This is a genomic window from Methanolinea sp., from assembly GCA_016699325.1.
In the GTDB taxonomy this organism is placed as follows: Archaea; Halobacteriota; Methanomicrobia; order Methanomicrobiales; family Methanospirillaceae; genus UBA9949.
In genome coordinates this window covers 182,455-195,242 of sequence record CP064971.1, presented here as the reverse complement: position 1 = coordinate 195,242, position 12,788 = coordinate 182,455, and the positions used below count along the sequence as shown (strand labels likewise).

At 52.6% G+C, this 12,788-nt stretch carries 13 protein-coding genes and 1 tRNA gene; 10 read left to right on the top strand and 4 right to left on the bottom strand.

Translation table 11 applies throughout. From position 1 onward, the window contains the following. Positions 1–82 precede the first annotated feature (82 nt). The gene (gene ftsZ, locus IPI71_01045; GenBank protein ID QQR71149.1) at positions 83–1,240 is read right to left on the bottom strand and encodes a cell division protein FtsZ; all 1,158 of its coding nucleotides are present in this window, start codon (positions 1,238–1,240) and stop codon (positions 83–85) included. Between the two features lie 10 nt (positions 1,241–1,250). Then, on the bottom strand, positions 1,251–1,427 hold the full coding sequence (locus tag IPI71_01040; protein ID QQR71148.1) for a ribbon-helix-helix protein, CopG family: 177 nt from the start codon (positions 1,425–1,427) through the stop codon (positions 1,251–1,253). Positions 1,428–1,619: 192 nt separating this feature from the next. On the opposite strand from IPI71_01040, the gene IPI71_01035 reads away from it, so the two are divergent. The 3 genes from IPI71_01035 to IPI71_01025 all read left to right on the top strand — a co-directional run bounded on the left by IPI71_01035 (position 1,620) and on the right by IPI71_01025 (position 4,516). After that, positions 1,620–2,612, top strand: a complete 993-nt coding sequence (locus IPI71_01035) for a histidinol-phosphate aminotransferase family protein (protein ID QQR71147.1) — start codon at positions 1,620–1,622, stop codon at positions 2,610–2,612. Further along, on the top strand, positions 2,600–3,202 hold the full coding sequence (locus IPI71_01030) for an NTP transferase domain-containing protein (protein QQR71146.1): 603 nt from the start codon (positions 2,600–2,602) through the stop codon (positions 3,200–3,202). Before IPI71_01035 ends, IPI71_01030 begins: the two co-directional genes overlap by 13 nt. An 81-nt stretch (positions 3,203–3,283) precedes the next feature. Further along, positions 3,284–4,516 (top strand): TIGR00300 family protein, encoded by a 1,233-nt coding sequence (locus tag IPI71_01025; protein ID QQR71145.1) that lies wholly within the window; start codon positions 3,284–3,286, stop codon positions 4,514–4,516. 99 nt (positions 4,517–4,615) lie between these two features. On the opposite strand, the gene IPI71_01020 is transcribed toward IPI71_01025, so the two are convergent. Further along, positions 4,616–5,611, bottom strand: coding sequence for an archaeosine biosynthesis radical SAM protein RaSEA (locus IPI71_01020; GenBank protein ID QQR71144.1), 996 nt, complete (start codon positions 5,609–5,611; stop codon positions 4,616–4,618). Positions 5,612–5,752: 141 nt separating this feature from the next. Between IPI71_01020 and IPI71_01015 the strand changes: the two genes are divergently transcribed. From IPI71_01015 to IPI71_00995, 5 genes are all read left to right on the top strand, one after another. Next, entirely contained in the window at positions 5,753–6,895 is a 1,143-nt protein-coding gene (locus IPI71_01015) for a hypothetical protein (GenBank protein ID QQR71143.1), read from the top strand. Between the two features lie 39 nt (positions 6,896–6,934). Continuing rightward, positions 6,935–7,019 (top strand) — tRNA-Ser (locus IPI71_01010). A gap of 954 nt (positions 7,020–7,973) precedes the next feature. Then, positions 7,974–8,924 carry a metallophosphoesterase gene (locus tag IPI71_01005; protein QQR71142.1) on the top strand — a complete coding sequence of 317 codons (951 nt, stop codon included), beginning with the start codon at positions 7,974–7,976 and terminating at the stop codon, positions 8,922–8,924. A gap of 151 nt (positions 8,925–9,075) precedes the next feature. Further along, positions 9,076–10,380, top strand: coding sequence for an ABC transporter substrate-binding protein (locus tag IPI71_01000; GenBank protein QQR71141.1), 1,305 nt, complete (start codon positions 9,076–9,078; stop codon positions 10,378–10,380). 151 nt (positions 10,381–10,531) lie between these two features. Further along, entirely contained in the window at positions 10,532–10,756 is a 225-nt protein-coding gene (locus IPI71_00995) for a HypC/HybG/HupF family hydrogenase formation chaperone (GenBank protein ID QQR71140.1), read from the top strand. A 51-nt stretch (positions 10,757–10,807) separates the two neighbouring features. On the opposite strand, the gene IPI71_00990 is transcribed toward IPI71_00995, so the two are convergent. Further along, positions 10,808–11,143, bottom strand: a complete 336-nt coding sequence (locus IPI71_00990; GenBank protein ID QQR71139.1) for a hypothetical protein — start codon at positions 11,141–11,143, stop codon at positions 10,808–10,810. Between the two features lie 257 nt (positions 11,144–11,400). Here IPI71_00990 and IPI71_00985 point away from each other — a divergent pair, with 257 nt between their 5' ends. Together IPI71_00985 and IPI71_00980 are read left to right on the top strand one after the other, a co-directional pair. Beyond that, on the top strand, positions 11,401–11,580 hold the full coding sequence (locus IPI71_00985; protein ID QQR71138.1) for a hypothetical protein: 180 nt from the start codon (positions 11,401–11,403) through the stop codon (positions 11,578–11,580). 129 nt (positions 11,581–11,709) lie between these two features. Then, positions 11,710–12,546 carry a hypothetical protein gene (locus tag IPI71_00980; GenBank protein QQR71137.1) on the top strand — a complete coding sequence of 279 codons (837 nt, stop codon included), beginning with the start codon at positions 11,710–11,712 and terminating at the stop codon, positions 12,544–12,546. The last annotated feature ends 242 nt before the right edge of the window (positions 12,547–12,788 follow it).

Genomic DNA, 12,788 nt, shown 5'->3' with positions numbered 1-12,788 from the left:
ATGGTGGCATTCCGGTATCGGTGGCAGATGTACCGGGGCAGTTGTTAATCAAGGTGGTAATATTTGTCTTGTAGTCCTGTATTCATCCAACCCATTCCAGCAGATTACCTCCACTTGCAAATTCCCGCGCCTTCCGGTTCTTGGGGAGCTGCGGAACCTTTGGGTTCCCAACCTTACGGACCTCTTTCTCAAGAACCTGCTTGTAGGAGACACGGTTTCCGAGTATCTTTCCAGTCTGTACCCCGGTCATGATGGCAAGGACGCGGATCTTGCCCTCCATCTCGTTCCTGACACGCGCACCCCAGATGACATCTGCGTGCGGGTCAAGCTCGTAGGTGAGCGAAGTTGCGACATCCTCTGCATCGGTCAGGGTCAGGTCACTTCCACCGGTGATGTGGATGAGACCTCCAGTTGCTCCGCGATAGTCGATATCGAGCATCGGGTTGCTCAGGCATTCCCGGACAACACTCTCAGCCTTGTTCTGCTGTTTGCTCTCTCCGACCAGCATCACCGCAACGCCCCCCTTGCTCATGATGGCCCGAACATCGGCATAATCGATATTGATGAGCGAGGGCTCGGTAATGGTCTCGCTGATCCCCTTAACGGTTTCACCGATAAGCTGGTCCATGACCGAGAAAGCCTGACCGAGGGGCAGGTTGGGCACAAAGTTCTTGAGCCGGTTGTTGTCGAGGACGATGACTGAATCTGCAGCGGCGGCGAGCGCCTCCAGTCCATCCTCGGCACGAAGCAACCGGGCTTTTTCTACCTGGAACGGGTAGCTGACCATTCCCACGACAATTGCTCCCTGATCTTTTGCGATCTGGGCGACAACCGGAGCTGATCCGGTACCGGTCCCCCCGCCCATTCCTGCGGTGATGAACACGAGATCGGCTGATTCCAGGAGCGCTTCAAGGGTTGGACGTGCCATCTCTGCAGCGCGCTTTCCAACGTCGGGATACCCCCCTGCGCCCAGTCCCTTGGTGAGCGATTTACCGATCAATACTCTCTTGTCAGCCTGGATCATATCCAGGTGCTGTTTGTCGGTATTGATGGCGATGGTCTCTGCACCGGCAACTCCCATGTGGTGGAGCCGGTTGATGGTGTTGTTCCCGGCGCCCCCGCAACCAATGATCAGGATCCGCGGCTGGCCGATGAAATCGTCATCGATTGAATTCGCGGAATTTTTCATTTCCTTTTCAATTTCCGAGTTTTTTAACGCTTCATTGATGATGCTCTGCATTTCTGACCTCCTAAACCTTGAATGAAACCTGGTCACTCTCTTTTATGACACGGCTGGCTCGTTTCTCGATGAGTTGACGGACCGCATCCCGGACCGCTTCAGAGACGGTTGGAAACTCCCCCGCTTCCACCATCTGCTGGAGCATGTCGATTTGCTGGTCGGGAAGTCTGAGTGTGATACGTCGCATAATGTGTCCTGACGCATGTCGGACACATGTCCGACAATTGTCTGTCATTGAGCTACCATTCGTCTGACTTTGCAGATGAATCCTACTTACACATTATAGTATATATATTTATCGATGTTCGGGGTAAGCATCATGAACATACATTAATGTCGGGCTGACACCAAAAAATCAGGGAAAGGCAGGGAATTGTGCGTGACCGGTTCATTTCCTGATAAAGTTGTGCACGGGGGGAAAATAAAGCAGATCCGCGAAGATACGGGACGGAACGTTATTGATTTTTCCGCAAATATGAACCCGTTCGTTCCCCAGATATCCGTTGAATATTCACCGGATCTCCTTGCAGTATATCCTGATGACCGGTACATGGCTTTAAAAGAAGTCATCGCGGGGTGCTTCAGACGCCCGGTTGAAGACATCGCCGTGGGAAATGGTTCAATCGAGTTGATACGGGTGTTCTGTCTTGCAACCCTCTCTCCTGGCACGCATTTCCGGACCATGCATCCCACCTTCGGGGAATACGAACTGTCCGCCCGCCTTGCCGGAGCGCTCCCGGTTTCTGGGCACGAGCATGCGCTGGTTCGGTTCATCTGCAACCCGAACAACCCCACTGGGGTTCTCCTCTCCAGGGATGAAGTCCTTGCCATGAGAGAGACAACCCGGGAGGGGTATCTCTTCGTCGATGAAGCATTCATTGAACTCTCCGACCCGGAACAGAGTGTCGCCGATGTGCGTGATCCTGCTGTTTTTGTGGTAAGGTCGCTCACCAAGTGTTTCTCGGCCCCCGGAATCAGGTTCGGCTATGCATTCGGCGATCCTGATCTTGTTAGTAAAGTCGAAACCATCCGGCCTCCCTGGAGTGTCAATGCTTTTGCAGAGCAATATGCCCTCGCCGCATTCCGCAGTTACGACCTGCTCGAGACCTCCCGTAAAAGAATTACTGCTGAGCGGGAATGGCTGGTCAGGGAACTCTCCCGGTTCGATCTGGGTATCCATCCGTCGGCGGTCAATTTCCTTTTACTCACCTTTCCTACCGATGTCGGCCCACTCTGTTCCCGGTTGCTTGAGGGGGGTATCCTGGTCAGAGACTGTCACTCCTTTGGTCTTCCTGATTCGATCAGGATCGCGGTCAGGACCCGGGATGAGAACCGTTTGCTCATAGAGGTGCTTGAACGGTGCTTGCACTGATTCTTGCAGGAGGAGGGGGTACCAGGCTCGATCTTGGGGAAAAACCATTGGTTACCATCCGCGGAAAGCCTATGATCGAATATGTCATCGATGCTTTCACGGCCGGAGGATACGATGTGGTGGTGGTTCTCTCAAAAAAGACACCCTTTACGCAGAACTGGTGCAGGGCAAGGGAAATCCTCTGCATTATTGCATCCGGTGCGGGCTACATTGAAGACCTTGCCGAGGCGGTGGATATCCTTGGGATCATCGGTCCATTCTTTACCTGTGTCGCCGATCTCCCCTGCCTCCGTCCTGGAACCATACGGGTGATTGAGGAACGCTACAGGGAGTCAGGATGCGAGGCCTGCTCGGTATGGGTTCCCCGGGACATTTCAGGGACTTCGGGATGCCGTTCGTCATATTCCGTTACCATAAATGGGATTTCAGCCTGTCCGGCCGGAATAAACATCCTCCGGGGCGATCTCATCGACCGTCCCCAGGAGGAGCTGTCCCTTCTCATCCCTGACAAGAGCCTGTCATTTAATATCAATACCAGGGAAGAACTTGCCCTGATCCGGACCCTGGTTCGGGAACCTGGAAACCAATGAACCGGCCTGTGATAGCCCGGAAAAACCCAATTTCTCTCCCTTTGGAGAATTATTTAAAGGATTACCGCTTAGTTTATTTATATGCAGGTCTTTCGCGAAATTGAACTCGAAGGGCACATCATCGATTCTGGCATCATGACCCGGGTCTTTGACCGGATCATGGACAAGGGAGGCAACTTCGAGATCCTCGTCTTCGATGTCGGTAAGCGGAAGACTGATCCAAGCTATGCCCGGCTCAAGGTGAATGCCGATAACCCCGAGCAACTCTCGGCCATACTCTCTGAGATCCACCCCTATGGAGCCCGGCTGCTCGAAGAGAAGGAGGCTACTGTCATTCCTGCAGAAGGAGACCGCATTGTCCCCAAGGGGTTCTACTCGACCACCCACCACCCGACCTCGGTGCGGTACAGCGGCAGGCTCCTACCGGTGCAGCATATCGAGATGGATTGCCTGATCGTGATAGACCCGCTGGAGATGGTCGCGCGGTGTATCCCGCTCTCGAAACTTAAAAAAGGCGACCTGGTCGTGGTTGGAGAAGAAGGCGTCCAGGTAATCCCGCCCGAACGGCCCCGGCAGGTTTCGAACTTCGAGTTCATGCAGGGGACTGTCTCTCCGGAACGCCCGAGCGAGACTATTATCGCCAAGGTTGCTGCTGAGATGATCGATCTCAAGCGAAAAGGCGGCAAGATCGCCCTCGTTGGCGGTCCGGCGATCATCCATACCGGTGCTGCCCGCTCCCTCGCCACTATCATCAGGAACGGCTACATAGATGTTCTATTCGCCGGTAACGCATTGGCGACCCACGATATCGAATTTAACCTTTATGGCACGTCCCTTGGTATGGATATCTGTACCGGCAAACCGGTCACCGGTGGTCATAAAAACCATCTCTATGCCATTTCGGAGGTCATGCGGGCCGGATCGATCAGGAAAGCAGTTGAGAACGGGGTGATCAATGGGGGAATATTGTACGAGTGTGTCAGGAGGGGTATCCCGTATGTGCTGGCCGGTTCCATCCGTGATGACGGGCCGCTCCCTGATGTCGTCACCGATGCCATTGTCGCACAGGATCAGATACGGGATCACGTTGCAGACTGCAGCATGGTTCTCATGATCGCCACACTCCTCCATTCTGTGGCGGTTGGCAACTGCCTGCCCTCATACGTCAAGACCATCTGCGTTGATATCAACCCATCATCCCTGACAAAGCTGATGGATCGGGGAACCATGCACGCGATCGGGGTGGTGAGCGATGCCGGCACCTTCCTTCCCCTGCTGGAAAAACAGCTCGACCTGCAGGCGGCCCGGCATTGAAGGGCTGTTCTGCACCATGCGCCAAACACCGGAGACGGATGCATTCCCAATGGGCCGCCCTCTTCTCGCGGATATAAATCCCGGGTCGTATCGTTTGGTTCAGCCTGAAAGGGGCATGCAATACGGATGTTCACCGGACAGGATATACTCCCATTCGGCCCGGCAATGACATCCTTTTTCAAAAACGTCGATTAGAAGCTCTCTGTCATTGGAGAGTGAAAAATCGCGGATGGCACGGACGATTTCGCGATCGCATATCCCGCAGTTGTGTGGTCCGCGGGACCGGCCTCCACCCACCGGGTCGCAGGTCACGAACACCGGTGCGGAGATCAGGAGGGAGAGCACGCTCCAGAGATACGGCGGGCGATACGCTCCCTTCTTCCAGTAGGATTCAAGCTCGGTATGCCGCTGGACGGTGCAGGGGTTCAGGGAGATCGTATCGGCAAAACCGGAAACGGTCCTGATTGATTTTTCCATGTCGACGAGTGCTTCATGCTCGGTGAGGAAGAGGGGTTTATGGAGCAGGTATGCCTTAACCCCTGCACCCGAAGCATGAGCCACTCCGGCCGCGGAAAGGAAATCCTGCCAGGAAAATCCCTTGTCTATGCATTTCTCTCTGATAAAATCACTGGTCGTCTCGAGACCCATGGCTACCATGAGCGGGGTCTCCCACTCCCCCGTGTCGACTCTGGCCAGGAATTCTTCGAGCCTCCCGGCATTGATGAACTCCGGCCGAGTCTCGGCAATCACCAGCTTCCCCCTGAAGAGCCGTGCAACGGCATCTACAACTCCTGGAGGGACTTCGTCAGGATCGAAAAAGCTTCCTGACGTATATATTTTCACCATTCGGACTTTTTCCAGGTTATGGTGGTCTTTAACCCAGTCCAGTTGAGAGATGAGGAGCGAAGCCAGGTTACCCGGGGCATGCCCTGTGTAACGTTCGAAACGATAACTGCACATGCGACAGCGGTTGTGCCGGCATCCACCGGTCCTGAGGATGATGGTGAGCGAAGGGAGTGCCTCGCCCTGGTAGTAATCTCTGCCTTCCCAGCATGCAAGCGGTTTTTCCATGACTCCCCGGACTCTTCTCTTCATAGGTATTCCAGCTATATAGCCTCATTCATAGGGTCAGGGAACACCATTTCCGTTAAATGGCGCAATCCGGCAAGGTATTAAAGTTCGAAGCCGAATCCTTATTCAGCTTTTAGGTGAGCATCAGGCGCAGGATACCGAAATATGCGTGCGGTTGTTTGTGAAATGAGCGGCAGTTCAGAAAAATCACCTCGTATCCGGGGACTCATGGTGGCGCTCATCTGCCTGGTTTTCGCCATCGGAATGGCACAGGCGTACGAACTCACCATCGATGCCCCTACAACGCTGCAGCGTGGAATGCCGCTCATCGTAAATGGAACAAGTAATATCCCACCCGGTACCAGTGTGGAGGTGATCCTCTCGAAATCCGGGTATACCCTTGAAGAGATTGCCCGGGAGATGGTTACCCTCCAGGCCAACCAGGAATTTTCTGTGGTTTTTGACACCATCGACCTTTCGCGGGGAATCTATAAAGTTGAAGTTCCCCCCATTTCAGGGTACCGTTATCTCGGCAACTCGGTCACCCTGCGGGTTATCGAAATGATCGACCGGAGCGATGAACTCCGCTTTTCCGCCCCCCTGGTTCAGGAAATGGATGGAACGCTGGATGTCAGAGGATCGATATTCGGCCTGAAGAGTTCAGGTGTCCGGATCGAGGCCACCGGGCCAGGGCAGGATATCGTCTTTGGGCCGGACTATGTCAGCACGAAGAGCGATGGATCCTTCCAGGTAGAGATCCCGATAACTGATACCGGGCAGTATAACGTGAGTTTCACCGATTCCAAAGGCTACATTGGGAGAGTATCGGTCACGGTCTTCGAGGTCCCCGAACCAATGACTGTAACAGCGACTGCGCAGCCAACTCTCCCGGTGATGAGTGCTACAGGGTATGCCTCACGCGATGAACCCGCGGTTTTCTCCGTCCAGACCGGGAGTGAAGAGGTCCGCGTCTTTACATCGTCCGGGATCGACTGGGTAATGGAATACACCGATAGCTCCGGGGCGGTCCAGAAGGTCAATGTCAAGGGCGAGAATGAGGGAGAAGAAATACTCATCGATGGCAACGGAGAGGTCCTCACGGTAACGGTGTATCCTTACAAGTACTCGACGAGCGGTGATGTCACCCTGTTCGCCCAGGGAGCTTCCAGCGTTTCTGCTGCAGCTGAACAGCCTCCCGGAACAACCGGGGTTGGAAGCGCCATCACCAAATCCGCGCCGCTGCCCCTTTTTGCCGTTATCATCGCGGTTTTCGTTGTTTCTTTTTTGCTGTTACGCAGGCGATGGTGACATTTTTTTATGGCAAGACAACCAACAAGTTAATCCAGGGCCGGGGTAGTCTAGACCGGTAAGGCGGTGGCCTTGAAAGCCACTGGTGCCCTGCACCTCAAGAGTTCAAATCTCTTCCCCGGCGTATTCACGCCCTGACATTCAGGACCGTTTCTTCAGTCCACAGGGAACCTGCCTCCACTTCAACCGCATGTTCAGCGAGTCTTTTGGATATTCCAACGGGGAAATTCCCGAAATCGAGGCATTCTTTTCAACCTGCAGAGATGCCGGTCCGGATCGGATCCCCTCCAAACCTCTCTCAATCGAGCATGATATGGAGGCGGGGGACATCGTGGTCCGGCAGGCACTGATCAGGTGCAAAGATAAGGGCATGAAAGCGACAACCCTCAGTACCCTGGTTCTTACAGATTTCAGCAGGTTTATCCTCTGTACACCGGCCCCGGTCTCCCCTTTCCCGTGACCATCACCCTTTGCGGGATTCTGTCCGGCACTCGGACAGCGATATCTTGAAAAACTTCTGCTGACCATCGTTGCCGTGCACTGGTGGCGGTTCCTGCCATGCAATCCGGCCCGGCCCTCCCGGTTCACATAGTGTCTTTTCATAGCCTCTCATCAGGTTCAATGATGCCGGGGGTATCTCTTGGGAGCCCTACCAACGATAAGGGCGATGCCTCCCGGTTCCAGGACTGTTGGAATGACGAGACGAAGTTGACGGAGTGGAGGTGAAACGACCGTGAATGAACCCGTAAGAATACCAGTAACAGGGTTGCTCGAGCTCCATGTTATTGGGATGCGGCTTTTGCTCCTCGCGACCCTGCTGGCTGTCCTCGGGACCTCGTGTAACACGGACTCACGGGAAGGGCAAATTCAGGGTAGGAGGTTACCTGATAATGTCCGTGATCTCCTCGCCAGAGTGATGCTGGTTACGCGGCTGGAAGTGACGCGTGCAGTTCCACCACCTGCTTCCAGGAAGCTTCATTTTCCCACGATCTCGGGCAGCACGGCAGGAGACACAAACCTAAATATCATTCCCGGACACCTACTAATTTAAGGGCGCCTGCCAAATTCAGTGGTATTAATGGGACTGGATTTCAAGATACCAAAACTCCCACCTATCGCGAGTAAACGGTTACTTTCACTCGTTATTCTTATTGGTTTCTTCAATACAACACTTGGCTTTGCCTATATCGGGGCGAAAAGCTCTGAGATCACCGTCCTCCATGTTGAAGGAGCGCCGGATAACTTGGTATTTATTGCCGACCCCCATCTCAGGGAAGGAAATATCGAAGCCACACGGCGCATCATAGACGAAATTAATGCCCTTGATCCAGCCCTGGTGTTTATCCTCGGTGACTTCGTCTATGGCAATGGGGAGGATCTGTACCTCCAGGATGTATGGAGCAGGATTGACGCCCCAGTCTATGCAATCCTTGGCAACCATGACTATATGTCTGGAACTGATGCGATGAGCTGGCTGCGGAAGAATGATGCTGTATCATCAGTGTGTCTCGATGTAAATGGCTATAATCTCAGCGTTCTCCGTGACGAGACCACCGATCTTGCCTTTGCCGAACAGCTGGTCGCCGTGCTGGGTAAGAACGGCGTGACGGTTATGAGGAACGAGTATCTCGAGCTCGAGCTGGAGGGAAGAGACCTTATGCTGGTAGGGGTGGATGACGGATGGGCGGGGATGGCCGATCCTCCTGCGGTCCCTCAAACAGATGCATATGTCCTCTACATGATCCACGAACCTGACTGTCGTGCAGATTGGGATGCAGATCTCACCATTGCCGGGCACACTCATGGCGGCCAGTTCCTTCCTAAAGGAATCAGCATCCCTGGAAAGGAGATTTCAGGTCTCTACGAGAGGAACGGTAAATTCTGTTATGTCACCAGGGGAATTGGAACCTCCAGCTTCAGTGTGGAGCTCCGCATGTTTGCCACCCCGGAAATCGTGGTTATCAATCCCAGTACACCACCCGAGGAAATCCTTCCCGGAAAAAAGATCGTGCATATTACGATCGAATAGTTACATGAACGCTCATCCTGCCGCTCAAAGGTCCTAATTCGTATTTTACCTTTCCGGATCTTTCACCAGGGAATACCCCGGGCTGGTAGGCTGACGATAGAAAGAAAGAAATAAAAACTTCGCTATGCCTTAGCATAGCAAGGTGTAGATTGTGGATGCAAGAGTTCTGATTATTGGGATCGTTCTTGCCGGCCTCCTCATTGCTGGATGCTCCCAGCCGGAATCTGGTGATGAATTGAGGATTGGTGTCGTTGTTTCGATGACCGGTCCGGCCAGCACCACGGGAAAAGACATCTGGCAGTCGGCAGTAATTGCTGCAGAAGAGATCAATGCCCAGGGAGGGGTTTATGTCAAAGAACTGGGAAAGAATATTCCGATCACCCTGATCCTTGGAGATGATGAATCGACCAGGGAGGGGGGCCAGAAAGCGGTAACCCGCCTTATTATCGAGGATAAGGTAGATGGCCTGGTGGGAGGGTTCTCCAGTGCGGTTGTTGCAGCCCATGAATCTTTGGTCTCAGAACACAGGGTTCCCTATGTCGTAACCGGGGCTTCCAGCCCGGTCATTACCCACAGGACAGACGTTGATACCAGCACAGTCTTTCACCATTGCACGACAACCGATGATTATGGGCGCCAGACCACTTTGTTTGCAAGCGAGATTATTCGGCCGGCAATTAATGAACGCTTTGGTTTTTCCGACGATCGCCCGCTCAGGCTTGCGTTACTCGTCCAGGACAGCCCGTATGGAAAGGGTGTAGAAAGTGCGGTTTTAGCAACCGTGACAGGCGAGAACCTCCCGGTGGTCATCGTTGCCAATGAGACCTTCAGGATGGGGGAGACTGATTACCATACCACCCTTACATCGATAAAAGCAGCAAGGCCAGATGTGATATATGCTGCAGCATTTCTGAATGAGCAGGTTCCCATGGTAATCCAGGCCCGGCGTGATGTGGGGCTGAATGTCATCTTCTTTGCAGTGGAATGCAACGATGACCCGGACTATTACAGCGGTGTCGGGCAGTATGGTGAATATTCAATCATGGAATCCCGTTTCAGTCCCTATGCCATTCCCCCCGGGCCGCTTACCGATGATATAGCTGCATTCAAGGAGAAATACAGGCAGCGGTGGGGCGGATTCCCTGGCATGATGGGGGCTTCGACTTATGAGAGTGTCTACATCTTCACAAAAGCCGTTGAGAACGCGGGGACCAAGGATAAGGAGGCGGTCACTAAGTCTCTCGGAACTCTGGAGATGCCGCAGATTATCGAATATATGAGTGGGGGAATGATAACCTTCACCCCGGATTTCCGTGAATCTAAATTCGACCTTTACATGGAACAGCTCATATGGGACCAGACCGAACGGGGAGTTCGCCCGGTCATTGTATGGCCAGCGTATGTTCAGCAGCAGCCGTTTGTTCTCCCCGACTGGTTTGAACCAGGACGTGCCTGACGATATCGGGCTTATCTCTCTTTTTTTCTCTCTCCAAGCCGAACAAAAAAGTCCACGCTTTCGGGACACCTGCTGCCCAATCAGCCCCGGCCAACCTTTATCAGCCATTTTATTTCATAGGAGAGCGATAGTACCTGGAGGAGGATTTCCTATGTGCATTGCAGTACCTGCTGAAGTAATTGAGAAGAAGGAGGGCAATATCGCAGTTGTCGATTACGGTGATCTCCAGCAGGAAGTCCGGGTTGACCTTGTCGATGTTGATGTCGGGGAATTCGTTCTTGTTCATGTCGGATTCGCTATCCAGAAGCTTTCCCGCGAAGAAGGTCTCGAAACGCGGGAGATATTCCGCCAGGTCTATGCGGCCATGGAGGAATAATCCAGCTGATAGCCAGAAGAATTCCCTGCTCCCCGGTTTACTGATGACGTATCAAAATGTCCCGTCGTTTCCTCCAGATGCTGCGGTGTTATACAATTCCAAACCGGGCTTTTCTTGTAGCAGCATTCTCCCGTGTTTGGGCTCCTGGTTTGATTCCTTGTTTTTCCATGGTGTTGAAGACTTGGACCCGGTCGTACCCTCCGTCACCCGGGATCTGGCAGATAGGATGTACTTTCCCGCAGTTCTCCGTTGCCTGATCAAGGAGAACATAGGATCATCCTGCACCGATTCATCCCTGACCTCAAGGTCAAGGATCTGATCAGTCCTGATATCAATCATGGCGTGAATTTTAATCCACCCTCTCAGGACCCTCCACTTCTCGCGCATCCACTCTTCCCCTGCTTGTGACTTTGATACCAGTGCTAGCAACAGCAATGACTGTACCATGAGAGTGGATTCGTTGATCGACGTTCAAAGAGAGGTCAAGTCCCTTGATCTGACGCAAAAGAGGGGTGTGGTTGGCGGATAGAAGCGTGATCTTCAGCTTTTTGTAATATTTACCCCAGATTCGTTCAACACAGCACTCCATGCAATATCCTTAATAAACCCAAAGGAGGATATGTTGGGATAATGGAGGAAACGTAATGGATAAAACAGGCCTTGCAAGTCTGGTTGGGGGGATTCTGCTCCTGTGCCTTGGTGGCTACGGGATATGGGCCTTCCTCCCAGAAGTTATCATGGTAGTGAAGGGATCAATTGGAATCATTGCCGTCATCATTGGCATCTTCCTCATCATTTTTGGAGCCATTTTAATCAAGGATTAACCGATCCCTTTCTTTCCGGGAGAAAACGGGAACGATGCTGGGGTCAGATTCCTGAAAGGTCATATTTTAAGCATAAGGAACATATAACTACGTGTATATCACTACCCTTTTCCTTTTTGGAGGGTGCGTATGAATAGGGAACCTGTGCTTGCATTCGTCCTGGTGCTGTCGCTCTGTGCCAATGCCTATTTCATATTTGTTGTTCATACATCCTCTGTGCCCGATGCAGGGGGACTCGTCCCAGCGTTGATACCCGATTCATACGACCCAGGCAATTCCACCGAGATATCTGGAGTCAGCAATTCAACAGATGACCTTCATTTCAGTGGCCATGAAAGCGAGTTCGAGGGGGAATCGGGAGAGAATAACGAATATCCAGACCAGGGCACAACCGAGCCGGTCACCACCGCATCGCGGGAGACGATCTTAGTGACGCCTACTCCCGATGGATGGGTAGCCTATACGAGCAAGAAACATGCGTTTTCCATCAGGTATCCGGTAACCTGGGAGCTGGATGATGCATCAACCGGTTCTCCCGGAAGGGTGGTCGTCCTGACTGCTCCTCCCGAAACGGAGTGCGATTCGTACAGTGCCCAATGCTTCAAGTATATCGCAACCATGACCATCGAGATAGATCAGGATCCTCATACGTTATCCCTTGAGGAATACTTCAACAGCGCGGTTTCCTCTCTCCAGAAGAGCCACGCTATTACTTCAACCTCAAAAAGCGCACCCTGCATGCTGTCAGGCAATCGGGCATACCAGATAGAGTTTTATACCAGGAATGAGCGAGGAAATCCGGACAGGAGCTACATGCAATACTATACCCTAATCGACAAGAAGGGCTACATCATCAGTTATACCGGACCGTATTCTTCCTGGGAGAATGTATTCTCTCACAACAAGGGGGATGCCCAGCGGATCATTGATTCATTCGATGTCGAGCGGACGTACGAGGTCGTCTGAAAAGGATTTCTCGCGGCTGCTGGCTGGAATCCTATGGAAACAGGAATCCGGTTCGTTTTAAAGCTCTTTTTATGTGGTCGGGAAGGCAGATTAAGTCACCAGAAAAATTAGAGTCAACGGTCCTGGTGCCTGAATGATCGCCTTCGTGGTTACTGGAACAGGTCTTCAGATGGGGGGAAGAACGGTCTCAAGGTTTATAATATTTCGTAGATTATATATATTAATAATTTTTCATGATTTTC